This is a genomic window from Kitasatospora sp. NPDC038210 (assembly GCF_055600605.1).
The window spans coordinates 298358-322736 of the sequence record NZ_JBVJYK010000004.1; the positions used below are offsets into that span (position 1 = coordinate 298358).

The 24379-nt window shown below is 72.8% G+C and carries 23 protein-coding genes; 11 read left to right on the forward strand and 12 right to left on the reverse strand.

Features of this window, described 5'->3' with window-relative positions; translation table 11 throughout:
* The first annotated feature begins 23 nt into the window (after positions 1–23).
* The 4 genes from purS to ACZ7KX_RS10490 all read left to right on the forward strand — a co-directional run bounded on the left by purS (position 24) and on the right by ACZ7KX_RS10490 (position 4086).
* Positions 24–278 (forward strand): phosphoribosylformylglycinamidine synthase subunit PurS, encoded by a 255-nt coding sequence (gene purS / locus ACZ7KX_RS10475; protein WP_049654013.1) that lies wholly within the window; start codon positions 24–26, stop codon positions 276–278.
* A complete protein-coding gene (gene purQ, locus ACZ7KX_RS10480) occupies positions 275–952 on the forward strand; it encodes a phosphoribosylformylglycinamidine synthase subunit PurQ (RefSeq protein ID WP_350519631.1) in 678 nt (225 codons plus the stop codon). The genes purS and purQ overlap by 4 nt, the downstream gene beginning before the upstream one ends.
* Positions 952–3207: a phosphoribosylformylglycinamidine synthase subunit PurL gene (gene purL, locus ACZ7KX_RS10485; RefSeq protein ID WP_470326118.1), complete on the forward strand. Its 2256-nt coding sequence runs from the start codon at positions 952–954 to the stop codon at positions 3205–3207. Before purQ ends, purL begins: the two co-directional genes overlap by 1 nt.
* 66 nt (positions 3208–3273) lie before the next feature.
* Positions 3274–4086: a maleylpyruvate isomerase family mycothiol-dependent enzyme gene (locus ACZ7KX_RS10490; protein WP_470326119.1), complete on the forward strand. Its 813-nt coding sequence runs from the start codon at positions 3274–3276 to the stop codon at positions 4084–4086.
* A gap of 9 nt (positions 4087–4095) precedes the next feature.
* Here ACZ7KX_RS10490 and ACZ7KX_RS10495 read toward each other — a convergent pair whose 3' ends face one another.
* Complete coding sequence (locus ACZ7KX_RS10495; protein WP_470326120.1) at positions 4096–4350, reverse strand: hypothetical protein; 255 nt, start codon at positions 4348–4350, stop codon at positions 4096–4098.
* 213 nt (positions 4351–4563) lie between these two features.
* On the reverse strand, positions 4564–5352 hold the full coding sequence (locus ACZ7KX_RS10500) for a DUF3152 domain-containing protein (protein ID WP_470326121.1): 789 nt from the start codon (positions 5350–5352) through the stop codon (positions 4564–4566).
* 273 nt (positions 5353–5625) lie between these two features.
* On the opposite strand from ACZ7KX_RS10500, the gene ACZ7KX_RS10505 reads away from it, so the two are divergent.
* On the forward strand, positions 5626–6045 hold the full coding sequence (locus ACZ7KX_RS10505; protein WP_350519635.1) for a DUF3151 domain-containing protein: 420 nt from the start codon (positions 5626–5628) through the stop codon (positions 6043–6045).
* An 88-nt stretch (positions 6046–6133) separates the two neighbouring features.
* On the opposite strand, the gene fbaA is transcribed toward ACZ7KX_RS10505, so the two are convergent.
* The gene (gene fbaA / locus ACZ7KX_RS10510; protein WP_470326122.1) at positions 6134–7156 is read right to left on the reverse strand and encodes a class II fructose-bisphosphate aldolase; all 1023 of its coding nucleotides are present in this window, start codon (positions 7154–7156) and stop codon (positions 6134–6136) included.
* Positions 7157–7507: 351 nt separating this feature from the next.
* On the opposite strand from fbaA, the gene ACZ7KX_RS10515 reads away from it, so the two are divergent.
* On the forward strand, positions 7508–8224 hold the full coding sequence (locus ACZ7KX_RS10515) for a DedA family protein (protein ID WP_470326123.1): 717 nt from the start codon (positions 7508–7510) through the stop codon (positions 8222–8224).
* Between the two features lie 124 nt (positions 8225–8348).
* Here the strand turns inward: ACZ7KX_RS10515 and pyrE are convergent, their stop codons facing one another.
* The 4 genes from pyrE to ACZ7KX_RS10535 all read right to left on the reverse strand — a co-directional run bounded on the left by pyrE (position 8349) and on the right by ACZ7KX_RS10535 (position 12561).
* Positions 8349–8885, reverse strand: a complete 537-nt coding sequence (pyrE, locus tag ACZ7KX_RS10520; protein ID WP_350519638.1) for an orotate phosphoribosyltransferase — start codon at positions 8883–8885, stop codon at positions 8349–8351.
* Between the two features lie 43 nt (positions 8886–8928).
* On the reverse strand, positions 8929–10011 hold the full coding sequence (locus ACZ7KX_RS10525) for an SRPBCC family protein (RefSeq protein ID WP_470326124.1): 1083 nt from the start codon (positions 10009–10011) through the stop codon (positions 8929–8931).
* A 212-nt stretch (positions 10012–10223) separates the two neighbouring features.
* The gene (locus tag ACZ7KX_RS10530; protein WP_470326125.1) at positions 10224–11876 is read right to left on the reverse strand and encodes a polyamine aminopropyltransferase; all 1653 of its coding nucleotides are present in this window, start codon (positions 11874–11876) and stop codon (positions 10224–10226) included.
* A 154-nt stretch (positions 11877–12030) separates the two neighbouring features.
* Positions 12031–12561, reverse strand: a complete 531-nt coding sequence (locus ACZ7KX_RS10535) for a DUF2617 family protein (RefSeq protein ID WP_470326126.1) — start codon at positions 12559–12561, stop codon at positions 12031–12033.
* Between the two features lie 717 nt (positions 12562–13278).
* On the opposite strand from ACZ7KX_RS10535, the gene ACZ7KX_RS10540 reads away from it, so the two are divergent.
* From ACZ7KX_RS10540 to ACZ7KX_RS10550, 3 genes are read left to right on the forward strand one after another with little or no spacing between them, the layout of a single operon-like run.
* The gene (locus ACZ7KX_RS10540; protein ID WP_470326127.1) at positions 13279–13608 is read left to right on the forward strand and encodes a WXG100 family type VII secretion target; all 330 of its coding nucleotides are present in this window, start codon (positions 13279–13281) and stop codon (positions 13606–13608) included.
* Between the two features lie 30 nt (positions 13609–13638).
* Entirely contained in the window at positions 13639–15261 is a 1623-nt protein-coding gene (locus ACZ7KX_RS10545; protein ID WP_470326128.1) for a WXG100-like domain-containing protein, read from the forward strand.
* Positions 15258–15815 carry a hypothetical protein gene (locus ACZ7KX_RS10550; RefSeq protein WP_470326129.1) on the forward strand — a complete coding sequence of 186 codons (558 nt, stop codon included), beginning with the start codon at positions 15258–15260 and terminating at the stop codon, positions 15813–15815. Before ACZ7KX_RS10545 ends, ACZ7KX_RS10550 begins: the two co-directional genes overlap by 4 nt.
* A gap of 118 nt (positions 15816–15933) precedes the next feature.
* On the opposite strand, the gene ACZ7KX_RS10555 is transcribed toward ACZ7KX_RS10550, so the two are convergent.
* The 3 genes from ACZ7KX_RS10555 to ACZ7KX_RS10565 form a co-directional block, all read right to left on the reverse strand.
* Complete coding sequence (locus ACZ7KX_RS10555; protein ID WP_470326130.1) at positions 15934–17094, reverse strand: pyridoxal phosphate-dependent aminotransferase; 1161 nt, start codon at positions 17092–17094, stop codon at positions 15934–15936.
* Positions 17095–17196: 102 nt separating this feature from the next.
* The gene (locus tag ACZ7KX_RS10560) at positions 17197–17661 is read right to left on the reverse strand and encodes a CYTH domain-containing protein (protein WP_470326131.1); all 465 of its coding nucleotides are present in this window, start codon (positions 17659–17661) and stop codon (positions 17197–17199) included.
* 169 nt (positions 17662–17830) lie between these two features.
* Positions 17831–18388 (reverse strand): type III secretion system chaperone family protein, encoded by a 558-nt coding sequence (locus tag ACZ7KX_RS10565; RefSeq protein ID WP_350519646.1) that lies wholly within the window; start codon positions 18386–18388, stop codon positions 17831–17833.
* A 412-nt stretch (positions 18389–18800) separates the two neighbouring features.
* On the opposite strand from ACZ7KX_RS10565, the gene ACZ7KX_RS10570 reads away from it, so the two are divergent.
* On the forward strand, positions 18801–19085 hold the full coding sequence (locus tag ACZ7KX_RS10570) for a helix-turn-helix domain-containing protein (protein ID WP_470326132.1): 285 nt from the start codon (positions 18801–18803) through the stop codon (positions 19083–19085).
* Between the two features lie 101 nt (positions 19086–19186).
* Here ACZ7KX_RS10570 and clpB read toward each other — a convergent pair whose 3' ends face one another.
* Both clpB and ACZ7KX_RS10580 read right to left on the reverse strand, forming a co-directional pair.
* Positions 19187–21793, reverse strand: a complete 2607-nt coding sequence (clpB, locus tag ACZ7KX_RS10575) for an ATP-dependent chaperone ClpB (protein ID WP_470326133.1) — start codon at positions 21791–21793, stop codon at positions 19187–19189.
* Positions 21794–21865: 72 nt separating this feature from the next.
* Positions 21866–22822: a LysR family transcriptional regulator gene (locus ACZ7KX_RS10580; protein WP_470326134.1), complete on the reverse strand. Its 957-nt coding sequence runs from the start codon at positions 22820–22822 to the stop codon at positions 21866–21868.
* Between the two features lie 71 nt (positions 22823–22893).
* Here ACZ7KX_RS10580 and ACZ7KX_RS10585 point away from each other — a divergent pair, with 71 nt between their 5' ends.
* Positions 22894–24006 carry a TDT family transporter gene (locus ACZ7KX_RS10585; RefSeq protein ID WP_470326135.1) on the forward strand — a complete coding sequence of 371 codons (1113 nt, stop codon included), beginning with the start codon at positions 22894–22896 and terminating at the stop codon, positions 24004–24006.
* Positions 24007–24379 lie beyond the last annotated feature (373 nt).

Consider the following 24379-nt stretch of genomic DNA (forward strand, 5'->3'; position numbering starts at 1 on the left):
CGAAGACACCACCGGGAGTGCCAGTGGCACGCGTCGTAGTCGACGTCATGCTCAAGCCGGAGATCCTCGACCCCCAGGGACAGGCGGTGCAGCGTGCACTGCCCCGTCTCGGATTCACCGGGATCGCCGACGTCCGCCAGGGCAAGCGTTTCGAGCTGGATGTGGAGGGCCCGGTCGACGACGCGGCGCTCGCCCGTATCCGCGAAGCCGCCGAGACCTTTCTCGCCAACACCGTGATCGAGGACTTCACCGTCCGGGTCGAGGAGGAGGGCAAGTGACCACCCGCGTCGGCGTCGTCACTTTCCCCGGCTCCCTCGACGACCGCGACGCCCAGCGGGCGGTCCGTCTCGCGGGCGCCGAGCCGGTCGCCCTGTGGCACCGTGACAAGGATCTCCACCAGGTCGACGCCGTCGTCCTGCCGGGCGGATTCAGTTACGGCGACTATCTGCGCTGCGGTGCGATCTCGCGCTTCTCCCCGGTGATGGAGACCGTCATCGAGCAGGCGAGGCTCGGAATGCCGGTCCTCGGTATCTGCAACGGCTTCCAGGTGCTCTGCGAATCCCACCTGCTGCCCGGTGCGCTCACCCGCAACGACTCGCTGCACTTCATCTGCCGCGACCAGAAGCTGCGCATCGAGAACGCCGGCACCGCCTGGACCCGGGATTACGCGGCGGGACAGGAAATCGTCGTCCCGCTGAAGAACGGCGAGGGCCGGTTCGTCGCGGACCAGCACGTCCTGGACGAGCTGGAGGCGGAGGGCCGGGTGGTCGCCCGTTACCTGGACGTCAACCCGAACGGTTCGTACCGCGACATCGCCGGCATCACCAACGCCGCCGGCAATGTCGTCGGCCTGATGCCGCACCCGGAGCACGCCGTGGAGCCGCTCACCGGTCCGACCACCGAGGGCCTGGGCTTCTTCACTTCCGTCCTGAAGCAGCTGGTGAACGCCTGATGAGCCTCGACACCGTCAAGAACGCCGAGCAGACCCCGGACGCCGCCCAGCCCTGGGCCGAGCTCGGCCTCAAGGAGGACGAGTACGCGCGCATCCGGGAGATTCTCGGCCGCCGCCCGACCGGCGCCGAACTCGCGATGTACTCGGTCATGTGGTCGGAGCACTGTTCGTACAAGAGCAGCAAGGTCCACCTGAAGCAGTTCGGCGAGAAGAAGCCCGATTCGGACGCGATGCTCGTCGGCATCGGCGAGAACGCCGGTGTGGTCGACGTCGGCCAGGGCTACGCCGTCACCTTCAAGGTCGAGTCGCACAACCACCCGTCGTACATCGAGCCCTACCAGGGCGCGGCCACCGGCATCGGCGGCATCGTGCGCGACATCCTGGCGATGGGCGCCCGCCCGGTCGCCGTGATGGACCCGCTGCGCTTCGGCGCGGCCGACCACCCGGACACCCGGCGCGTGCTGCCCGGGATCGTCGCGGGCATCGGCGGCTACGGCAACTGCCTGGGCCTGCCGAACATCGGCGGCGAGGTCGTCTTCGACTCCTGCTACCAGGGCAACCCGCTGGTCAACGCGCTGTGCGTGGGCGTCATGAAGCACGAGGACATCCACCTCGCGCAGGCCTCCGGCGCCGGCAACAAGGTCGTCCTGTACGGCGCCCGCACGGGCGGCGACGGCATCGGCGGCGTCTCGGTGCTGGCCTCCGAGACCTTCGACGACACCAAGCCGGCCAAGCGCCCGGCGGTCCAGGTCGGCGACCCGTTCCAGGAGAAGCTCCTCATCGAGTGCACCCTGGAGATCTTCCGCGAGAAGCTCGTCAAGGGCATCCAGGACCTCGGCGGCGCCGGACTGTCCTGCGCCACCAGCGAGTTGGCCTCGGCCGGCTCCGGCGGCATGCGGATCGAGCTCGACACCGTGCACCTGCGCGACCACACGCTCTCGCCGGAGGAGATCCTCATGAGCGAGTCGCAGGAGCGCATGTGCGCGATCGTCGAGCCCGACAAGATCGACCGCTTCCTGGAGATCTGCGAGAAGTGGGACGTCATCGCCAACGTCATCGGTGAGGTGACCGACGGCGAGCGCCTGGAGATCTACTGGCACGGCGAGCTCGTGGTGGACGTCCCGCCGCGCACCGTCGCCCACGAGGGCCCGACCTACGAGCGCCCGTTCGCCCGCCCGAGCTGGCAGGACGCGCTGCAGGCCGACGCCCCGACCGCCGAGCGGCTGGCCCGCCCGACCACCGGCGAGGGCCTCAAGGCCGACCTGCTGAAGGTCGCGAGCCACCCGAACCAGGCCTCCAAGTCCTGGATCACCGACCAGTACGACCGCTACGTGCTCGGCAACACCGTGCTCTCGCACGGCGAGGACTCGGGCATGATCCGGATCGACGACGAGACCAACCTCGGCGTCTCGGTCGCCACCGACGGCAACGGCCGCTTCGCCAAGCTGGACCCGTACACCGGCGCCCAGCTGGCCCTGGCCGAGGCGTACCGCAACGTCGCGGCCGGCGGCGCCAAGCCGCTCGCCGTCTCCGACTGCCTCAACTTCGGCTCCCCCGAGGACCCGGACGTGATGTGGCAGTTCGCCGAGGCCACCCGCGGCCTGGCCGACGCCTGCCTGGTGCTCGGCACCCCGGTCACCGGCGGCAACGTCTCGCTGTACAACCAGACCGGCGAGGTCGCCATCCACCCGACCCCGGTGGTCGCGGTGCTCGGCGTCATCGACGACGTCACCCGGCGCACCCCGGTCGCCTTCGCCGAGGAGGGGCAGCTGCTCTACCTGCTCGGCGACACGGCGGACGAGCTCGGCGGCTCGGCCTGGTCCCAGGCGGTCCACGACCACCTCGGCGGCCTGCCGCCCGAGGTGGACCTGGAGCGCGAGCGGCTGCTCGGCGAGATCCTGATCGCCGCCTCGCGCGACGGCATGATCGACGCCGCGCACGACCTCTCCGACGGCGGCCTCGGCCAGGCGCTCGTGGAGAGCTGCCTCAAGGGCGGCCACGGCGCGCGGATCATCGTGCCCGAGGGCGCGGACCCGTTCGTCCTGCTGTTCTCGGAGTCCGCGGGCCGCGCCGTCGTGGCGGTGCCGCGCAGCGAGGAGCTCCGGTTCAACGACATGTGCACCGCGCGCGGCCTGCCGGCCACCCGGATCGGTGTCGTGGACGGCCAGGACCTGGAGGTCCAGGGCCAGTTCAGCGTTTCGCTGGCCGAGCTGAAGGACGCCCACACCGGCGTCATCGAGGCCCTGCTGGGCTGACGGCACCCGTCCCGAGGGGCGGCCGGCTCTGCGGAGCCGGCCGCCCCTCGGCGTATCTTGGGGCCCATGCCTCCCAAGTCCCGCACGTACCAACCGCAGAAGGTCCGCGCCGCACTGGCCGCCCAGACCGGGGCGCTGCGCTCCGTCGTGGGCGGCCTCACCGCGGAGCAGCTGGACCTGCCGACGAGGCTGGGCGATTGGACGGTCCGGGAGCTGGTCGCGCACCTCGCCGTCCAACTCGACTACGTGCCCGCGCACCTGGACGATCCGCTCCAGGGCCGCCCGCCCCTGGGCCTGTCGGGGTGGGTGGCGGCGGTCGGCACGGTGGCGGCGGTGCTGGACGAGCAGGCCAGGGAGCGGGCCTCGGCGGACTTCGGCGGGGATCCGGCCTCGGTGGCGGCGGCCTTCGGACGGGCCGCCGACGCGCTGACCGGACTGCTGGAACGGCCCGAAGCGGCAGACCCGGCACGGCGGTTCGAGATCCGGCTCGGCTCGATGACGCTCGCCGACGTGCTGGTGACCCGGCTGGTGGAGACCGTCGTGCACGCCGACGACCTGGCCGACGCGCTCGGCCTGGACGCCTTCCCGCACGACCGCCAGGCCCTCGCCGCCGTCACCCGGATGCTGGCCGACGCCTTCGCGGACCACGTCCCCGGCGGCGCGGTGGAGCTGCGGATCCCGCCGTACGCCGTCGTCCAGGCCGTCGAGGGCCCCCGGCACACCCGGGGCACCCCGCCCAACGTGGTCGAGACCGACCCGCTGACCTGGATCCGGCTGGCCACCGGGCGGACCGACTGGGCGGCGGCGGTGGAGGCGGCCGCGGTGTCCGCCTCGGGGGAGCGCAGCGACCTGCGGGCGCACCTGCCGGTGCTCGGGTAGCCGGCCGGCTCAGCGCAGTTGCCCCGCCAACGCCTCGGCGACCTTGCGCAGCGGCTCGCCGGTGAGGGCCCGGTCCGGCTCGGCGGCGGCGTCCTGGGACAGCAGCAGGACGATGTCCCCCTCGCCCTCGGGCATGATCCGGGCGAGCGCCGCGGTGCCCTTGCCGGGGAGGAGCTTCGTCTGCCCGGGGCCCGGCTGGTCGGAGGCGACCTGCTGGAGTTCGGAGACGCCGATGCCGGCGGCGCGTTGGATGACCGGCAGCATCAGGTTGACGGCGACCCCGCGCTGGGTGGTGGCCAGCAGCTCGACGTCCAGCCCGGTGGTGCCGACCCGCCGGCTGCAGGAGACGTCGGCGAGCGGCGGCTTGGCCGGGATCGACGGCAGCTCCGGTGGGTGGCTGACGCCGGACGGCCACGGCTGCTTCGTCGACGATGTCCCGACTCCGTTCCGGTGCGGTCGGGTTCGGGACCGCCGGGGCTACGGGACGGCCGGGCCGCTGAGGTAGGTGCCCTCCGCCGAGTACGGCCAGGCGTTGGGCGTGCAGCCCTTGAGGCCGTAGATCTGCTGCATCATCGCGGGTGCCGGCTTGCCGGGGGCGGGGCAGCCCTCGTGGCCGTGGCCGATCCGGTGGCCCACCTCGTGGTTGACGATCAGCGCCCGGTACTCCTCGATCGGCCCGCTGAACTGCGGTGAACCGGTGTTCCAGCGCTTGGAGTTGACGACCACCTGGTCGCCGACGTTGCAGTTGACCTCGCCGTGGGTGTCCAGGCCGGAGGCGCCGCAGATCCGGTCCACGGTGGCCGGCGAGGCGATCTTCACGGTGAAGTCGTACGAGCCGGTCGCGACCAGCTGGAAGCCGTTCCGGCGGTCGTTGGTCCAGCCGCGCGGGTCGCCGAGGATGCCGTGGATCTGTGCGGCGGCGTCCGCCGCGTCGATCCCGATGCCGTCCTCGACCTCGACCCGGTAGCGGCGCACGTTGCCGCGCCCGACCGCCTTGGCGCCGGCCGGGGCGGTGGTGAAGGTGCCCGGGCCCTTGGTGGGGCCGGGATCCGGTGCGGTGGGGGTGGGCGTGGGCGGCGGGGGCGTCGGTGTGGGCGTGGGGGTGGCGACCGGGGTGGGGGTCGGCGTCGCCGCGGCGGTCTCCTCGCCGGGCGGGACGGCCCGCGCCTGGGTGGTCGGGGCGGCGGCCGGAGTGTCGGAGTGCCGGTGCAGCAGGACCGCGGTCGCGCCCAGCAGCACGGCGGCTGCCACCACTGCCGTGAGCATGCCAAGGCTCACTCTCCGACGCGGCCGGCGGCGTCTGCGGCCGCCCTTCTTCTGCTGGGCGGCTCGCCTACTGGCGGGTCGGACTGCGGGCACGACCGTCACCTTGGCATGGCGAACGGGTGAATGTCCATGTACCCCGTATGCAGATCGCCGGGCCTTCCTCCACACCGGGCCGTGCGACGGCGCCGTGACATCGCCGATCGACCGCACCTCGGACGATGCACCCACGGTGCGGCGGTTGACCCCTGCGTCTCGGGTGGCAGACTTCAGGGCATGGCGATTCACAGGAATCTTCTCGACGGTCCCGAACCGACCCTCCTGCCCGAGGAGGAGCGGCCCTACCGCATGCTGGCGGAGGAGTCCGCCTCACCGACCCAGGTGGCGGCCGAGTTCCCGTCCTTCTGCCTGGCCTGGGCCATGCTCGCCGACGACGCCTACGCGGCCGGCCGGTACGTCGAGTCGTACGCCTACGCCCGTACCGGCTACCACCGGGGCCTGGACGCGCTGCGGCGCAACGGCTGGAAGGGCCACGGCCCGGTGCCGTGGGAGCACCGCGGCAACCGCGGCTTCCTGCGCTGCCTGGCGGCGCTCGCACGGGCGGCCGGCGCGATCAAGGAGACCGAGGAGGAGGCCCGCTGCTGGCAGTTCCTGAAGGACAGCAGCGCGGAGGCGTACGCGGAGCTCAAGCAGTAGGACCCGGACGTGCGGGTGCCCCCGGCGGAGGACCGCCGGGGGCACCCGTGTTCCACGCGGCGGCCGCGCTCGCACGCGGCCGCCGGGCTCACTTCAGGCGCTTGCCCGCCGAACGCAGCTGCTCGGCGGCCTCGACCACGCGGGCGGCCATGCCGGCCTCGGCCAGCTTGCCCCAGGTGCGGGGGTCGTAGGTGTTCTTCTTGCCGACCTCGCCGTCGACCTTCAGCACGCCGTCGTAGTTGGCGAACATGTGGCCGGCGACCGGGCGGGTGAAGGCGTACTGGGTGTCGGTGTCCAGGTTCATCTTCACGACGCCGTTCTCCAGCGCGGTGGCGATCTCCTCGGCGGTGGAGCCCGAGCCGCCGTGGAAGACGAAGTCGAACGGGTCGGTCTTGCCGTACTGCTTGCCGATCGCGTCCTGCAGCTCGCGCAGCAGCTCCGGCTTCAGCACGACGTTGCCCGGCTTGTACACGCCGTGCACGTTGCCGAACGAGGCGGCCAGCAGGTAGCGGCCCTTCTCGCCCAGGCCCAGCGCCTCGGCGGTGCGCACGGCGTCGTTGACGGTGGTGTACAGCTCGTCGTTGATCTCGTGGGTGACGCCGTCCTCCTCGCCACCGGTCGGGGTGATCTCGACCTCAAGGATGATCTTGGCGGCGGCGGCCTGGGCCAGCAGCTCCTGGGCGATGGCCAGGTTGTCGGAGAGGGTCTCGGCGGAGCCGTCCCACATGTGCGACTGGAACAGCGGGTTCTCGCCCTTGGCCACGCGCTCGGCCGAGACCGCCAGCAGCGGGCGGACGTAGCCGTCCAGCTTGTCCTTCGGGCAGTGGTCGGTGTGCAGCGCGACGGTGACGTCGTACTTGGCGGCGACGATGTGCGCGAACTCGGCGAGCGCGACCGCGCCGGTCACCATGTCCTTGTTGTGCTGACCGCCCAGGAACTCCGCGCCACCGGTCGAGATCTGGATGATGCCGTCGCTCTCGGCCTCGGCGAATCCACGCAGCGCGGCGTGCAGGGTCTGCGACGACGTGACGTTGATGGCCGGGTAGGCGAACTTGCCCGCCTTGGCCCGGTCGAGCATCTCGTTGTAGACCTCGGGAGTTGCGATGGGCATGCGATCCGCTCCTGTCGGGTTGCGGCGTACGGACGGTGCTGTCCGACGCTGTGTACGCCTTCGTGACGACTCCGTGCCGGCCCGCCGACGCGCGGCGTTGCGATGTGGCTCTCCGGCACCAAGGTTCGAGCGACCTCCGCGGTACGGCCATGAGGGTGGTGGGCCGCCGCGGACCGGACGCCTCGGCCATCTTCCCAGACTCGTGCCCGCAGGTCAGCAGGAGCCCGCCTGTCGGAACGCGGCACCGTGCGGCCGGTGGGGCGGGTGGGGCCCGCGTGCGACGGGCGGCGTCGGGACCCCGGCGCACGGTACGCCCGCCCGCCCGCAAGGTACGCCCGCTATCCTGCGCCCGTGGACTACAACCAGCTGGCCGTCAACCTGCTCGACGCCAAATCCCTGATCTCGTCCCTCGGCGCCATCGGGCTGATCGCGATCATCTTCGCGGAGACCGGCCTGCTGGTCGGCTTCTTCTTCCCGGGTGACTCGCTGCTGATCATCGCGGGCGTCGCCGCCTCGAACGCCGCCTCGTCGGTGCTCGGCGACGGTGCCAGGCTGCCGATCGCGGTCCTGCTCATCGGCTGCCCGGTGGCGGCGATCGCCGGCGCCCAGCTGGGGCACCTGATCGGTGCCAAGGTCGGGCCGAAGATGTTCGACAAGCCCGATTCGAAGATCTTCCGACGCCAGTACGTGCAGAAGGCGGAGGAGTACTTCAACAAGTTCGGCTCCGGCAAGGCCGTGGTGCTGGCGCGCTTCATCCCGGTCGTCCGCACCTTCCTGAACCCGGTCGCCGGCACCCTGGAGATGCCCGCCCGGACGTTCTTCCTGTGGAACGTCATCGGCGGTGTGCTCTGGACCGAGTCCATGCTGCTGATCGGCTACTTCTTCGGCGAGGCGCTCGCCCCGGTGATCGACAAGTACCTGATCCCGGCGGCGCTGCTGATCGTGCTGCTGTCGATCTCGCCGATCCTGATCGAGGTCATGCGCGAGCGGAAGAAGAAGAAGGCCGGCGGCGGCGACGTCGGCGACGGCCACGCGCAGGCCGGTGGCGGTCGGCACCGGCGGAGCTGAGCGCCCGGCCCGTAGGACGGACGGAGGGCCGGGTCTGTTTCACGTGAAACAGACCCGGCCCTCCGTCGTTCGTGCGTCCGTCCGCAGGCGGGGGGTCGTCCGGAGACGTGGGGTGGTCGGGAGGTCAGAGACCCAGGTCGTCCAGGGTGTACGCGGTCACGTACTCCAGACCCTGCTCCTGGACGGCACCCGCGCCGCCGCGCTCCACGATCACCGCGACGCCGACCACCTCGGCGCCCGCCTCGCGCAGCGCCTCGACGGCGGTCAGCACCGAGCCGCCCGTGGTGGAGGTGTCCTCGACCGCCAGCACCCGGCGGCCCTTCACCTCCGGACCCTCGATCCGGCGCTGCAGGCCGTGCGCCTTGCCGGCCTTGCGGACCACGAAGGCGTCCAGCTTCTGCCCGCGCGCCGCGGCGGCGTGCAGCATCGACGCGGCCACCGGGTCGGCGCCCAGGGTCAGACCGCCGACGGCGTCGTACTCCAGGTGCGAGGTCGCGTCCAGCATCACCCGGCCGACCAGCGGGGCGGCCTCGCCGTCCAGCGTGATCCGGCGCAGGTCGACGTAGTAGTCGGCCTCCTTGCCGGAGGAGAGGGTGACCTTGCCGTGCACGACGGCCTTGTCCTTGATCTGTGCCAGCAGGGCGTCGCGGTCGTTGCTCATGAGCGTTCAGTCTAGGGCCTGGCGACGCCCCCGGCGCTCCCGACTAGCGGCGGCGCAGCGCCCTGACCAGCACCACGGCACCGCCCAGCAGGGCCACCGAACCGCCGATCACCCACGGCATCGCGTTGCGGCCGCCGGTTCCCGGCACCACGATCCCGCCGGCCTCGCCGCCCCACCGGGACGCCGCCCGGGCCCGCGCACTGCGGGCCGGCAGCGCCGGGGCGTACGGGCCGCGCGGCGGGGCGTGGTCCACCTCCTCGGCGGACCGGCCGACGATGCTGCGGCGCACCGGGCCGGTGAGCGCCGGCTCCTCCTCGTACGCGAAGAGCGGCTCGACGGGGATCTCCTCGGCGACGGCGTCCTGCTCCGCGGCGCCGGGCTCGACGTCGTCCTCGGGTTCGACGTCGTCCCGGTCCTGGCCGGTGGCCCGGTCCGTGTCCTCGTCCTCGTCGGCGGAGCCGGTGGGGAGGCCGAAGCGCTCGGCGTCGGCGTCGGAGAAGGCGATCAGGTCGGAGAGGTCGTCGTCGAGGTCGTCACCGGGCTGGTCCTGGCGGTCCTCGATGAAGATCACCCCGGCGGTCTCGGGCTCGGTCCCGGCCTCGGCTTCGGTCCCGGTTTCGGTCTCGGCTTCGGTCGCCGCCTCGGCGTCGGAGTCCTCGTCCTGGTCCCGGTCCTGCTCGCCCTCCGGGGCGACCAGGGCGGCGGCGAACCTGTCCAGCAGGCGGCGGCCGGTGGCGTCGAGGGTCTCCTCGTCGAACTCGGTCAGCCGACCGGTGGCGCTGAGGTCACCGGTGAAGCGGATGACGGCGGTGCCGTCCTCGGCACCGTCCGCGACGCTGACCCGGACGGTGGCCGTCGCCTCGCCGCTGCCCCGGGCTTCCTGGCCCTCGGCGAGCACGGTCAGAACGCCCTCCCGGCCCTCGATCAGCGACAGCACGCCCTTGTACGTGATCGTGGAGCTGCCGACCCGCAGCTTCAGCCGCCCGCTGATCTCCTCGGCGAGCCCGGCCCCGACCGCAGCCGGCTCGGTGCTCAGCCCCGGCACACTCCGCGCCAGCAGCGCCGGATCCTGCAGGGCCTGCCGCACCAGCTCGGCGGGCATCGGGACGACAACCTCATGCTCCATGCAACGGAGCCTACCGACCCAACCCCGCCCGGTCCCTACCCACCACCACCCGACTTTCCCCACCCCACCCGCCCCACCCCGGCCCGCCGCCCCGCCTCCTCGGCCCGTCGAGGAGGCGGCCCCGCTCCGCGCGGGGCGTCCACGGCCGGCGGTGTGCGGCGACCCGTGGGCTGCGCCTGCTTCGGCGACCCGTGGGCCGTGGGCTCTCGTGGTCAGTGCGGGCTGAGGAGGGTGAGGGCGGCCGGGGGGCGGGCGGGGCGGAGGGCGGCGAGGCGGGTGGTGGAGGTGCGGAGGGTGTCGGGGGTGAGAGCCCGGGGCGGTGGGGCGTCGGGGGCGAGGGCGAGCGGGGGGTGGGTGGCGGCGGCGAGGAGGTAGTTCTGCCCGGACGAGTCCGGCTGCCCGGGACGGCAGCTGGCGCTGGGGCTGCCCGGGACGGCGTACGGGGCGGTCTGCAGTCCGGCCGTGCGCAGGCCGGAGTCGATCTGCCAGAGGCCGGTCAGGTCGCTCCCGGCCCGGACGGCGATCCGGCCGCCGGGGGAGAGCAGCCGGGCGGCGAGGCCGTAGAACTCCTGGGAGTGGAACTTGACCGGCCCGCCGTCGGCCGGTGCGGGCAGGTCGGCGAGCACCACGTCGTACGGTCCGTCGTCCTCGGTGGCGTTCGCGCCCGCGCCGCGCAGCCAGGCCAGCGGGTCGGCGGCGGTGGTGCGGACCCGCGGGTCGTCCAGGGAGTGGCCGCCGAGGCCGGCGAGCCCGGGGTCGGTGCGGGCGAGCCGGGGGAGGGCGGGGTCGGCGTCGACCAGGCGGACGGAGCGGACGCCGCGGTGGCGCAGCACCTCCCGCAGGGCGAGCCCGTCGCCGCCGCCGAGCAGCAGGACCCGGCCGTCCGGCCCGGCGGCCATCGCGGGGTGGACCAGGCCCTCGCTCGCCCGGTACTCGTCGGGCCCGCACACCGCGAGCCGTCCGTCGAGGTAGAGCCGCAGCGGGCCCTCGGCGGGGCCGGTGAGCACGATCTCCTGGTTCCGGCTGCGGGTGGCGAAGCGGACCTGGTCGCCGTAGAGGGCGTGCCGGGCGGCGCGTTCGATCGCGTCGGAGCCGGCCGCGGCCGCGGCGAGCAGACCGAGGACGAGCAGGCAGCCGCCCCAGAGCAGCCGTCGTATCCGAGGGGCGGGTTCCTCCCGGAAGAGCCAGAGCACCAGGGCGGCGCCCGCGACCGCGTTGACGGCGCCGGTGAGGAGCGCGCCGTCGCCGGGGCCGAGCGTCGGCATGATCAGGAACGGGAAGGCGAGTCCGCCGATCAGTGCCCCCACGTAGTCGGCGGCGAACAGGTCGGCTGCCGCGCGCCCGGCGTCCTCGCGTCTGATCCGTTGGACGAGGGTCATCAGCAAGGGGATCTCGGCGCCGATCAGGATGCCGATGAGGCAGGTGAGGCCGACCATCACGGCCTGGTAGCGGCCGAGCCAGGCCCAGCAGGAGTAGAGGGCGAGGACGGAGAGGCCACCCGTGAGGGCGAGCGCGCACTCGACCAGGGCGAAGGCGGTGGCGGGCCGGCGGGTGAGCCGTTTGGCGAGCAGCGAGCCGAGGCCCATCGCGAAGACCATGACGGAGAGCACCACGGAGGTCTGGGTGACGGTGTCCCCGAGCAGGTAGTCGCCGATCGCGACGAGTTCGAGTTCGTAGACCAGTCCGCAGGCCGCACAGACGAAGGCGGCCGTCAGGACGGCCAGCCGGGCGAGCCGGGGGCGGGAGCGCAGCCGGGATCGACGGCGGGCGGGCAGTGGGGCGAGGCCGTGCCCGGGCCGGGGCGGGGCGCCGTCGTCGAGGTCCACTCGCGGGCGTGCGGGCGGACCGGCCGGATGGTTGATCACGAACAAACGCTAGGGGACGTGCGGGACGGATAGCTGCGCCCATCCGACGGACAGTGGGCCACGCCGGATTGACGAACCGTTCCTGCGTACGATTCGAAGGGCTTTGCTGGGCAGCCTGTGGCCGGGTCGGTGTTCGCGTCCCGGCTTTCGGGAGTCACGGCCCCGACACCACGAGCGAGGAGCGGGTGCACACCAGCTGCCCCTCCTGCGGGTAGGCGTGCCAGGTCCGCCAGAGCAGGCGGTCGGTGCCGCCCTGGGTGACCAGCGCGGTGAAGGCGCTCGGGTCGCCGGGGAAGACCCCGGCGAGGCCGCGCGGGTGGCCTTCGACCAGGGCCAGCAGCTCCTGGGCACGGGCGGCGAAGTCGTGCGGCGGCAGCGCCTCGATCCGGGCGGCGAACTCGTACTCCCAGCCGCCGACCTGCTTGGCCACCCGGGCCGGCAGCGGGGTGCGGCGGCCGGGCAGGCAGGCGACGGTCTCCAGGCACCGGCCGGGACCGGCGTCGATCACCACCTGGTGCGAGGCGCCCAGCAGCCGCAGCTGGAGGGTGCCGGTCGCGCCCGCCCGGCCGCCTCCGTCGAGTCTCAGGTCGCGGACCGCGAGAGCGGGCAGCGGGTCGCCGCCGAGGCACCAGGCGAGGTCACCGGCGCGGGTGTCCGTGTAGGAGGTCTGCAGTGTGGTGAGCATGCTCGGCTCCGCGTTTCAGCTCCGTGCGCGCCCGCCGAGCAGCAGCGAGTAGGCCTAGGCGATGGCGAGGCTGTTCGTGGCTGTGCGGCCCTGGGCGCGGCCGACCGTGGAAGGAAGGATTCCGGCTGGAGATTCAGCAGCAGAGAAGCACGAATACGCCGGGTCCGCCGGTGATTTACCCAACTTTGTCAAGCATTCACCGTTTCGAGCACACCTGCTTCCCGGCTCTGATCGACCCGGTGTGCGACTTTGCACAGCGCGCGCCCCTACCACCGGGTCGTGCGCCGTGCGCGCCGGTTGTGCGCCGCCAGCGCGCATCACGCGCCGCCGCCCTCCATGCACGGGGCGGGGAGGGCGGCGGAGGTGTGCCGGAAGGTGCGCCAGTTTTGCCCTGGCTGCGGCAAACGGGCCGTCCGGTCAGGCGAGTTGATGGCCTATCAGGATAGGCGTCCGGCCGGCGTCGACCGTCGTCGTGTGGCGTGAAAGGGGGCGCGCGGGCCCTCGAAGGCGCCGCAGGCGGGACACGCGCTCCCGGCGGACGTCATCCCTTTTGCAGGAAGTGAAGCGGATCAGGCTACGGCCGGCGTCGGAGGCGTCGCCCGGTGCGGCACGGCAGGTGTGACCCGCCTCACGCGCGTCAGTCGAAACTGCGTCAGCTCCCCGGGCCATCTCACTCATCGCACTGATCCGAGGTGCGGACAGCATGGGGGTGTCGTTGTGGCGGATGACGGGGCGAAGGCGGGCGGGCCGGAGTTCAAGGTCCGGCCGGGGGAGTTGACGGACGCCGCGCCGACCTTCGAGAACCAGAGCAAGGCGCTGAAGGAAGCCCTCGACACGCTCAAGCGCAGCCTCGCTGACGCGGGCAGTCCGTGGGGTGGTGACAAGCAGGGCAACGAGTTCGCGACGGCGTACAACGGTCCGCACGACAAGGTGCTCTCGGCGCTGGACGTCCTGGTCCAGGGGCTCGGCAGCATCGGCGCGGGGCTGCGTGCCCACGCCGACAACCATGCCGGGGCCGACGACCACGCCAAGAACCTGCTGTCGTGACCCGTCCCGTTCCCGGCCGGGGGCCGGCCCGTGGGTGAGTCCACGGTCGCGAAGGCCGTCCAGAAGGTCACCGGCATGTGGTGGCCGGATGCCGACCCGGACAAGCTGCGCAAGGTCGCCGACGCGTGGGAGGCGATGGCCACCGCCATCGACAACGTCACCGCCCCGACCAACCAGGCCGCGGCCGCCATCGTCGCCAACAACCACGGTCCCGCGATCGACGCCTTCGGCACGTTCTGGGGGCAGTACTACGGCGGCAAGGACAGCGCGGGCAAGGGCAAGGGCTGGCTGCCCGACACCGCGGAGGCGTGCCGCAGCCTGGCCAAGGCGCTGCGCGAGTTCGCCCACGAGGTCGACAAGGCGATCAAGAAGCTGGAGGAGGAGGCCGCGATCGTCGGCGGCACCCTGGTCGTCGGCGCGGCCCTCGCGTTCGTGACCTTCAGCATCTCGGCGGACATCGCCGCCGCCACCGCCGCCGGCATCGTCGCCACCGCCGCGTCGGTCGGCGTCGCGGTCTCCGAGGTCGTGGCCACGATCGCGGCCACGATCCTGGTCGGTGCCGTCTTCGGTGCGGTCGAGGCGATCGCCGTGGACGTCGCCGTGGCCCAGCCGATCCGGGTGGAGTTCTTCGGTGACGGCGGCTACAGCCTCACCGAGGCCGCCGACTCCGCGAAGACCGGCGGCATCATGGGCGCGGCCGGCGGCGGCCTCGGCGCCGGCGGACGTGCCGTGGCTGCCGCCGCTGAGAGCGCCGAGAGCGCTTCGGTCGTCCTCAACGGTCTCGCCAGGGTGGCCAACGCCGCGGACACCCTCCCCGGCCGCATGGTCACCGGTGCCGGCCTCACCTACGGCTACGACGCCGCGTTCAAGACCGGCCCGGTCATGCCCCTGGACCTCATCGTCGGCGCAGTCGGCGCCGCGGCCGCGCCCGGAGGTGCCCCGAAGCGCCGCCCGAGCTTCACGGGGGCCGAGGCCAACGGCTTCTCGCGCACACCTGACGGCGCTCCCGAGCCGTGGGTGTCGGAATCCGGATCCCGGTACGTGCACGACCCGGAGAGCAGTACGGGAATCGACCCCCGGGCCGTCAGGATCTACGAGGAATACCGCACCAGGACCGACGACATCGCGGAGGTGGCCACCGACGCCAAGGTCGATCCGCGAATCGTCGAAGTCGCGAAGAACAACCTCATGGTGAACCGCCACGACGTTCAGATCGGCCCGGGTGAGAAAAACGTCATGAAGGACGTCTACTTCGAACCCGAATGGGAGATCGCGCGGCGCTGGAACGCCATCGTGAAGGGCATCCCGGCGCCGAAGGACAAAATCGAGATCATCCGCTCCGTCATCGCCCACGAGTACGTGGAGGCCAAGCTCTTCGAAGCCGGCCTCCCGTATCTGCCCAGCCACCCCGACTGCTGGGTGGGCGCCAGGCCGGAAGCCCATCCCGAACACTTCAGCGCCCACCAGCTGGCGCCCAACAGCTTTGATAAGATTGACTTTTCGAGCGACAACATAACCAGTTCACTCTGGATCTGGAAGAAGTACGGTATCGAGGTTCCGCCCGTTCCGATTGCCGACGATCTCTCGAATCTCGACGTTCTGGTCGACGCGATTAAATCCCACCTCCGGGCGAAAGGTTACGACCTCAAGTGAGTTCCGACGCTGTGCAGTCGATGGTTGATCGCCTCAAGGCCGTCGACTGGAAGTCCCCGGGCGAGGCCATCGAGAAGGGCTATTCGCGCGCTGCGCTGATGGAGGAGTACTTCCGGCGGGCCGCGCTCTGGCTCGACGCCTACGGCGAGCCCCAGATGTGGCCCTTCTTCGACCTCGCGGAGATCGTGGACCCTTCCGTCCGTGCCGACCCGGCGGTGATCGCGGACATCGAGAACTTCATCGACGACGCCTCCGGCTCGTCGTACGCCATGGACAGCGGCGCGGCCGCCGTCCAGTGGGCCGCCCTGACCAGTGCGCCCGGGGTGCAACTGCCCCCGCTGCCGGATCCGTTCGAGCCCCTGCTCCGCCTCTACGAACGCGGCGGCTCCAGCTTCCGCTTCACCAACGGCTTCATCGACTTCGGCATGACCATGGTGCCGCGCAGCACCTGGCGGAAGCACCTGTCCCCGAGCCCGGCCGTCGAACTGGACGACCGGGCCCTGGACGCACTGGATGCGGAGGGCTGGGCCCGTTTCGACAATCCGACCGGCTGACGTCGACAACCCGGCCGGCCGGCGTCGACAACCCGGCCGGCCGGCGTCCACAACCCGGCCGGCCGGCGTCCACAACCCGGTCGGCCGGCGTCGACATCCCGACCGGCCGGCGCGCCGGTCAGAGCCGCTGGAGTCGTGCCACCGCCTCGCGCAGGACCTCGTCCTGCTTGCAGAAGGTGAAGCGGATCAGGCTGCGCCCGGCGTCGGCGTCGTCGTAGAAGACGGCGTTGGGGATGGCGACGACGCCGCAGCGCTCGGGCAGGGCGCGGCAGAACTCGACGCCGTCCTTCTCGCCGAGCGGGGTGATGTCGGTGGTGACGAAGTACGTGCCCTCGGGGGTGAAGGCCCGGAAGCCGGCCGCGGTGAGGCCGTCGACCAGCAGGTCGCGCTTGCGCCGCAGGTCGGCGCGGAGGGTGTCGAAGTACGCGTCGGGCAGCCGCAGCGCCTCGGCGACGGCGTACTGGAACGGGCCGGCGCTCACGTAGGTGAGGTACTGCTTGGCGGTGCGCACGGCGGAGACCAGGGCCGGGCTCGCGGTCACCCAGCCGACCTTCCAGCCGGTGAAGGAGAAGGTCTTGCCGGCGGAGGAGATGGTGACGGTGCGGTCGCGCATGCCGGGCAGGGCGGCCATCGGGTGGTGGGTGGCGCCGAAGACCAGGTGCTCGTAGACCTCGTCGGTGACCACCAGCAGGTCGTGCTCGACGGCCAGTTCGGCGATGGCCGTCAGCTCGTCGGCGGTCAGGACGGTGCCGGTGGGGTTGTGCGGGGTGTTGATCAGCAGCAGCCGGGTGCGCGGGGTGATCAGGGCGCGCAGCTCGTCGAGGTCGGGGCGGAAGTCCGGGGCCCGCAGGGTGAGCGGGCGGCGGGTGGCGCCGGCCATCGCGATGCAGGCGGCGTAGGAGTCGTAGAAGGGTTCGAGGGCGATCACCTCGTCGCCGGGCTCCAGCAGGGCCAGCAGGGTGGCGGCGATGGCCTCGGTGGCACCGGCGGTGACCAGCACCTCGGTGTCGGGGTCGTACCCGAGGCCGTGGAAGCGCTGCTGGTGCTCGGCGACCGCGGTGCGCAGCTCGGGGATGCCGGGGCCGGGCGGGTACTGGTTGCCGCGGCCCTCGCGCAGGGCCCGGACGGCTGCTTCGCGGACCTCCTCGGGCCCGTCGGTGTCCGGGAAGCCCTGGCCGAGGTTGATCGAGCCGGTGGCCGTGGCCAGGGCGGACATCTCGGCAAAGATCGTCGTGCCCATGCCCGCCAATCGGCGGTTCAACAGCGGCCTCGTACTCATGCCCGGCTCCTCGTGGCTCGTCGGTGGGGTCCATCCTCCGGGGCGGGCGGACGCGCGAACAAGACCGTCGGGCCGTGTCGTTCGACCCGGTCGAGCGCTACGTCACGGCGCCGACGACCCGCGGACGGCCAGGGCCTGGTTCCGGTAGCGGTCCTGTCCGGTGATCTCCTCCCCGAACCAGGCCGGGGGCTCGAACGCCTCCGCCTCGGCGGGCGAGTCGAACTCCACCTCGACGGTGCGCAGGCCCTGCAGCGGGCCGGCGTACACGTCCAGGTAGGCGGTGGTCGGACCGAGCGGCACGGGCGTCCTGGTCTTCTCCAGCCGGGCGCCGTCCGTGGCGGGCCACAGTTCGGTGAACTGCTCCGCGGAGAGCTCGACCTCCAGCTCCGTGCGGACGAGGCCCGAGCCCTCCTTCACGGTGAGGAAGCAGCGCTCGCCGTGGCGCCGCAACCGGACCTCCTTCGGGCGGAGCGCCACGTACCCCTGGAGGATGCGCTCGCCGGCGGTCGCCGCGGGCTCCAGCTCCGGCCGGTCCGCCAGGTACTTCCGCTCGATCTCCACGCCCATGACCGTGACCCTCCTCGTCCACGTGCCGTCGTCCACGTACCTGCGCCGGAAGGCCCGGACCGGGCCCAGGGGCCCCGGGCGGCCCGAACGGGGCCGGGGCCGGGAACGAGCACGGCCCGCCACCGGCGCGAGCGCCGGGCGGGCCGTACCGGACGGTGCCGGGGAGGGATCAGGCCTCGTCGGTGCCCTCGGGGGCCTCGCCGTCCTCGCCCTCGATCTCGTTCTGCAGGCCCAGGCGCTCGACGATCCACTGCTCGAAGCCGACCGCGGCCTGGGTCCAGTTGGCGGTGGTGGTCACGAAGTAGTCCAGGTTGACGCCGTGGCCGACGATCATCTGGGCCTCGCCGATCAGGCGGACGACGCCGTCCTCGTGGGTGTGGGTGTAGACCTTGGGCCAGAGGGTCTCGCGGTTCCACTCGTCGATCAGGTCGAGGACCTCGCCCTTCTTCTCCAGCGGGTACGCGCGGTCGTAGAAGGCACGGACCGCGAAGAGCTCCTTCTGGTCGCCGCGGAACATGTAGTAGACGCGGAAGCCCTCCCAGGGGGCGGTGAGGTCGCCCTCCTCGTCCACGACGTGCTTGAGCTGCATCTGGTCGAGCAGCTGGGCGACCAGGCTCTGGTCCGGCACGATGATCGGCGGGGGGCCGGCCGGCTGCCCGCCCTGGCCGCCGGGCTGTCCGCCCTGGGGCGCGCCGAAGGACGGGATGGACGACGGGTCGATGCTCATGGGGGTCCTCTTCCTCAGTGCACGTGGTGGCCGGCAATGAGAGGCCGCCCTTTCCACCTCCCATCCTGCCTCATTCGGGGCTCCGCTCACAGGGGCACCCGGGGGCGCGTCGATCTTCGCCGCGGCGCTGTTCGGGGGTCTGCCGGGGGGCTCGGGGAGGGCTCCCGGCGGGTCTCCTGACACGGCTCGCGACGGGGCTCGCGAAGGGGCTCACGGCGGGCGGCGGTCACGGAGGGTGTCCGGTCGGTGCGACGGGCCGCGCGACGGCGCTTGAGTGAGCCACGTCACGCGCCCGGCGCACGGGTTCGCCTGCCGGGCGGGCCGGATGCGGTTAGCGTGCGATGGAACTCGCTTCACACAAAGCCCGTTCTGCAAGGGCAAGTTGAGCTGTTCCGAGTCGAGGGGGGAACACATGGACGGAACGGTGACGGGGGAGGGGGCATCGCTCGGGGCACTGCTGCGGACCATCCGGCTGGACCGGGGGATGACGCAGGAGCAACTGGGTGACGCCACGGGGTTGAGCGTGCGGTCGATCCGGGACCTGGAGCGGGGCGTGTCCTGCCCGCGGGTCTCGACCCTGCGGCTGCTGACCCAGACCTGGAACCTGCCGGACGCGCAGGGGGCCGAGCTGCACCGGCTGGCGCGCAGCTGGCGGGACCGGTCGAGGCGGCGGCAGCGGCGGGGCGCGGCCGACTGACGGCGGGCGCCGCGGCCGGCCGCACGTACGGGCCCGGCCGGCCGGACACGGCTGCGCGGGCCGCCCCCGTCCGGGTGGACGGGAGCGGCCCGCGCACGGCACTACTTCTCCAGCGGCCCCCGGCCGCGGACGGTGAGGCGGTCGCCCTCCTCGTCCCGCTCGACCAGGACGGTGTCCCCGTCGTGCACCGCGCCGGACAGGATCGCCCGGGCCAGCTGATCGCCGATCGCGGACTGCACCAGCCGGCGCAGCGGGCGGGCGCCGTACGCCGGGTCGTAGCCGGTCAGCGCCAGCCAGTCGCGGGCGGCCGCGGAGACGTCCAGGGTGAGCCGCCGCTCGTTCAGCCGCTCGCCGAGGCGGGCGACCTGCAGGTCGACGATCCGGCTGAGCTCGCGGGTGCCCAGCGGGTCGAAGACCACGATGTCGTCCAGCCGGTTGAGGAACTCCGGCTTGAACGCGGCCCGGACGGTGTCCAGGACCAGTTCCTTCTTCCTCTCCTCCGGGGTGTTCGGGTCGACCAGGTACTGGCTGCCCAGGTTGGAGGTGAGGATCAGGATCGCGTTGCGGAAGTCCACCGTGCGGCCCTGGCCGTCGGTGAGCCGCCCGTCGTCCAGCACCTGGAGCAGGACGTCGAAGACCTCCGGATGCGCCTTCTCCACCTCGTCCAGCAGGACGACGCTGTACGGGCGACGGCGGACCGCCTCGGTGAGCTGGCCGCCCTCCTCGTAGCCGACGTACCCGGGCGGGGCGCCGACCAGGCGGGAGACCGAGTGCTTCTCGCCGTACTCGCTCATGTCGATCCGGACCATCGCCCGCTCGTCGTCGAACAGGAAGTCGGCGAGGGCCTTGGCGAGTTCGGTCTTGCCGACACCCGTCGGGCCGAGGAAGAGGAAGGAGCCGGTCGGACGGTCCGGGTCGGCGATGCCGGAGCGGGTGCGCCGCACCGCGTCCGAGACGGCCTGCACGGCCTCCGCCTGGCCGATCAGGCGCTTGCCCAACTCCTCCTCCATGCGCAGGAGTTTGGCGCTCTCGCCCTCCAGCAGGCGGCCGGCCGGGATGCCCGTCCAGGAGGCGACCACGTCGGCCACGTCGTCCGGGCCGACCTCCTCCTTGACCATGGAGGCGGACGCGTCCTGGTCGGCGGCGCGCTCCTGGGCGTCGGTGAGTTCCGTCTCGGCGGCCGGGATCTCGGCGTACATCAGCTTGGAGGCCCGCTCGAAGTCCCCGTCGCGCTGGGCGCGTTCGAGCGCGCCGTGCAGGTCGTCCAGCCGCTCCTTGAGCTCACCGACCCGGTTGAGGCTCTTCTTCTCCTGCTCCCAGCGCGCCGTGAGCACGCTCAACTGCTCGTTCTTGTCGGCGAGATCGCGCCGCAGCCGGGCGAGCCGGTCGACCGAGGCCGGGTCCGACTCCTTCTCCAGGGCCAGCTCCTCCATCCGCAACCGGTCGACGGCGCGCTGCAGTTCGTCGATCTCGACCGGGGAGGAGTCGATCTCCATCCGCAGCCGGGAGGCCGCCTCGTCGACCAGGTCGATCGCCTTGTCGGGCAGGAAGCGGGAGGTGATGTAGCGGTTGGACAGGGTGGCCGCGGCGACCAGGGCGGCGTCCGAGATCTGCACCTTGTGGTGCGCCTCGTACCGGCCCTTGAGGCCGCGCAGGATGGCGATCGAGTCCTCCACGCTGGGCTCGCCGACCAGCACCTGCTGGAAGCGGCGCTCCAGGGCGGGGTCCTTCTCGATCCGCTCGCGGTACTCGTCCAGCGTGGTGGCGCCGACCATCCGCAGCTCGCCGCGGGCCAGCATCGGCTTGAGCATGTTGCCCGCGTCCATCGCGGAGTCGCCGCCCGCGCCCGCGCCGACCATGGTGTGCAGCTCGTCGATGAAGGTGACGACCCGGCCGTCGGAGGCCTTGATGTCGTTCAGGACGGCCTTCAGCCGCTCCTCGAACTCGCCGCGGTACTTGGCGCCCGCGACCATCGCGCCGAGGTCCAGCGCGACCAGCCGCTTGCCGCGCAGCGACTCGGGCACGTCGCCGGCCACGATGCGCTGCGCCAGGCCCTCGACCACGGCGGTCTTGCCGACGCCCGGCTCACCGATCAGCACCGGATTGTTCTTGGTCCGGCGGGAGAGCACCTGGACCACCCGGCGGATCTCGTGGTCGCGGCCGATGACCGGGTCGAGCTTGCCGTCCCGGGCGGCCTGGGTGAGGTCGGTGCCGTACTTCTCCAGGGCCTTGTAGGTGCCCTCGGGGTCCGGCGAGGTGACCTTGCCGCTGCCGCGGACGTCCTTGAACGCGGAGAGCAGGGCCTTCGGCGTCGCGCCGTGCTGCACCAGCAGCTCGGCCACCGGACCGCCCTCGGCGGCCAGGCCGACCATCAGGTGCTCGGTGGAGACGTACTGGTCGTCCAGGTCGTCCGCGCGCTTGCCGGCCTCGGTGAGCACCGCGAGGGTGTCCCGGGCGAGCTGGGGGGCGGCGACCGTCGAGCCCATCGCGCTGGGCAGCGCGGCCGACTGGCGGCGGGCCTCGGAGCCGACCCGGGCGACGTCCGCCCCGACCGCCTCCAGCAGGGGCCGGGCGATGCCCTCGGGCTGCTCCAGCAGGGCGATCAGGATGTGCACCGGCTTGACGTCCGGGTTGCCGGCCGCGCCCGCCTGCCGGATCGCGGCGGACAGGGCGTCCTGCGTCTTGGTGGTGAACTTGCTGGCGTCCACTGCTGGGGGGTCCTCCCTCGTCGTCCTGCACTTCTGATGCCTACAGCATGCACTAAGTTGAGTCTATTCCGCTCAACCTTCCGCGAAACCGTCCCGGGGGCGACTTCCGGCCGAACGCTCGGGGACGCTCCGGCGGGTCAGCACCAGCAGCTCCCGGGCCGGGCCGCCCGGCCGCTGCCCGGCCGGCCACACCGCGCGCAGCGGCCGCCGCAGGTCCAGCCCCGCCGCCAGCGGCACTTCGACCAGCCGGCGGGTCGCCAGCTCCTCCACCACCGCCAGCTCGCTCAGGCAGACCGGCCCCGCCCCGGTCATCGCCGCCGACTTCAGCGCGGTCGACGAGGCCAGTTCGAGCCGGGGCTGCGCGGCGCCACCGAACGGCCGCAGGGCCGTCTCCAGCACCTCCCGGGTGCCCGAGCCGGGCTCGCGCAGCACCAGTGGGGTGGCCGCCAGCTCGGGCCCGGTCAGCGGGGTGCGGCGGCGCGCCCACGGGTGGCCGGGCGCCACCACGACCACCAGCCGGTCGGCCGCCACCACCGCGCCGGCCAGCCCGGGCGGGGTGGCCGGGCCCTCGACGAAGCCGAGGTCGGCGTCCCCGGCCAGGACGTGCCCGGCGACCTCCGCCGAGTTCGCCGTCCGCAGCGTCACCGCGGTGCCCGGACTGGCCTCGGCGAGCCCCATCAGCCAGCCCGGCATCAGGTACTCGGCGACGGTCAGACTGGCCACCACCCGCAGCTTGGCGTCCCGCCGCTCGCGCAGCGCGTCGATCCCGGCGTCCAGCGCCTGCGCCGCCTCCACCACCTGCCGGGCCCACTCGACCACCAGCCGGCCCGCCTCGGTCGGCTTGCTCCCCCGGGGCGAGCGGTCCAGCAGCGGGACGCCGATCTGCCGTTCCATGCCCTTGATCCGGGCGCTGGCGGTGGGCTGGCTGACGCCCAGCTCGGCCGCCGCCCGTCCGACGCTGCCCAGCCGGGCCACCGCGAGCAGCAGTTCCAGGGCGCCGAGTTCGGGGACGCGCGGGGAGAGTGCCATAGGTCCAGGCTATGCCCCCATAGGATCCTCGGCGCTACCGTCGGCCGGCCTTCGGACCCATGGTGGTGAGCATGTCCACCTTGGCCGAACCCCGCCTCCTCACCCGCCCCGCCGCCCGCCGTTCCCGGTACGACCTCGCCCAGCTCGGCCCCAACTGGTACGCCGCCGTGATGGGCACCGCGATCCTCGGCAACGGCGCCGCCGTCCTGCCGGTGCGACTGCCCGGGCTGGTCGGCTTCGGCGAGGTGATGTGGGCGCTCGGCCTGGCCGCCCTGCTGGTGCTGGCCTCGGCCCGGCTGGTCCACCTCACCCGGCACCGCGGGGCCGCGCGCGCCCAGCTGCTGGACACCCCGGCCACCGCCGTCTTCTACGGCTGTCCGCCGATGGCCGTGCTCGCGGTCGGCCTCGGGACGGTGCTGCTCGGCTCCCGGGTCATCGGCACCGGCCCGGCGGTCGCCGTCGACGCCGTGCTGTGGGGTGTCGGCACCCTGTACGCGCTGGCCGTCGCCGGCGGCGTCCCGTACCTGATGATCACCCGGCACCGGCTCTCCGCCCTGGAGGCCAACCCGACCTGGCTGCTGCCGGTGGTCGCCCCGCTGGTCGCCTCCGCCTGCGGACCGGTGTTGGTCCCGCACCTGCCCTCCGGAGCACCGCAGCAGGCCATGCTGTACGGCTGCTGCGCGCTGTTCGGGATCGGGCTGCTGGCCACCCTGGTGCTGCTGCCGGTGGTGTTCACCGGCCTGCTCCACAGCAAGCTGCCGACCCTGGTGCTCACCCCCTCCCTCTTCCTGGTGCTCGGCCCGCTCGGCCAGTCCGTCACCGCCGTCCACCAGCTCGCCGACGCCGCCCGCCCGGTGCTGCCCGCACTGGCGCCCGTCATGCTGGACCTCGCCGAGCTGTACGGCGTCGCGGTGATCGGGGTCGCCGTGCTCTGGCTGGCCGTCGCGCTCGCCGCCAACCTGCGGGCCCGCCGGGCCGGGATGCCCTTCGCGATGACCTGGTGGGCGTACACCTTCCCGATCGGCACCTGCGTCACCGGCGCCTCCGCGCTCGCCCGGCACACCGGGTTCGGGGGCTTCACCGCGCTGGCCGCCGGGCTGTACCTGCTGCTGGCGTTGGCGTGGGCGCTCGCGGCGGGCGGTACCGCGGCCGGGCTGGCGCGCGGTCGGCTGCTGGCGCGCTGAGGCGGCCGGGCCGGGCCGGGCCGGGCGGGCGGACGGGGCGGGCGGACGGGGCGGCCGGGCGGGGTCCGATGGTCACCGCGCGTAGACATGCAGCTCAGGACCATGAGGCCGCTGCAGGAATGCGCACCCGCACTCTGACCGTGCACAGCCAACCGGCGGTACCGCCGGGCGCCACCCGCACCCCCCGCTGGCCTCGGCCTTTACCGGAACCCGCCCCGCCGCCCGTCTCCCCGCGCCCGCCCCGCGGTGCAGATAGCTGCAATTGCGCGAACATGCACTCGGGCGGCACTTGTTCACCGGCCGTCACGCTGTGATGGTGGAGACACGCCAAGTCGTCCGGGCAACCGCAGCCCGATGGTGGCGACTTGCTCTT

Excerpts from the sequence above, each read along its gene's own strand:
- fbaA (WP_470326122.1), bottom strand. The coding sequence starts at position 7,156 with ATGCCCATCGCAACTCCCGAGGTCTACAACGAGATGCTCGACCGGGCC.
- ACZ7KX_RS10560 (WP_470326131.1), bottom strand. The coding sequence starts at position 17,661 with ATGGGCGTGGAGATCGAGCGGAAGTACCTGGCGGACCGGCCGGAGCTG.
- ACZ7KX_RS10495 (WP_470326120.1), bottom strand. The coding sequence starts at position 4,350 with ATGCTGCCGGTCATCCAACGCGCCGCCGGCATCGGCGTCTCCGAACTC.
- ACZ7KX_RS10555 (WP_470326130.1), bottom strand. The coding sequence starts at position 17,094 with ATGAGTACGAGGCCGCTGTTGAACCGCCGATTGGCGGGCATGGGCACG.
- ACZ7KX_RS10565 (WP_350519646.1), bottom strand. The coding sequence starts at position 18,388 with ATGAGCATCGACCCGTCGTCCATCCCGTCCTTCGGCGCGCCCCAGGGC.
- purL (WP_470326118.1), top strand. The coding sequence starts at position 952 with ATGAGCCTCGACACCGTCAAGAACGCCGAGCAGACCCCGGACGCCGCC.
- ACZ7KX_RS10585 (WP_470326135.1), top strand. The coding sequence starts at position 22,894 with ATGTCCACCTTGGCCGAACCCCGCCTCCTCACCCGCCCCGCCGCCCGC.
- ACZ7KX_RS10490 (WP_470326119.1), top strand. The coding sequence starts at position 3,274 with ATGCCTCCCAAGTCCCGCACGTACCAACCGCAGAAGGTCCGCGCCGCA.
- ACZ7KX_RS10580 (WP_470326134.1), bottom strand. The coding sequence starts at position 22,822 with ATGGCACTCTCCCCGCGCGTCCCCGAACTCGGCGCCCTGGAACTGCTG.
- ACZ7KX_RS10525 (WP_470326124.1), bottom strand. The coding sequence starts at position 10,011 with ATGGAGCATGAGGTTGTCGTCCCGATGCCCGCCGAGCTGGTGCGGCAG.
- ACZ7KX_RS10500 (WP_470326121.1), bottom strand. The coding sequence starts at position 5,352 with ATGCTCACGGCAGTGGTGGCAGCCGCCGTGCTGCTGGGCGCGACCGCG.
- ACZ7KX_RS10570 (WP_470326132.1), top strand. The coding sequence starts at position 18,801 with ATGGACGGAACGGTGACGGGGGAGGGGGCATCGCTCGGGGCACTGCTG.
- ACZ7KX_RS10505 (WP_350519635.1), top strand. The coding sequence starts at position 5,626 with ATGGCGATTCACAGGAATCTTCTCGACGGTCCCGAACCGACCCTCCTG.
- pyrE (WP_350519638.1), bottom strand. The coding sequence starts at position 8,885 with ATGAGCAACGACCGCGACGCCCTGCTGGCACAGATCAAGGACAAGGCC.
- ACZ7KX_RS10535 (WP_470326126.1), bottom strand. The coding sequence starts at position 12,561 with ATGCTCACCACACTGCAGACCTCCTACACGGACACCCGCGCCGGTGAC.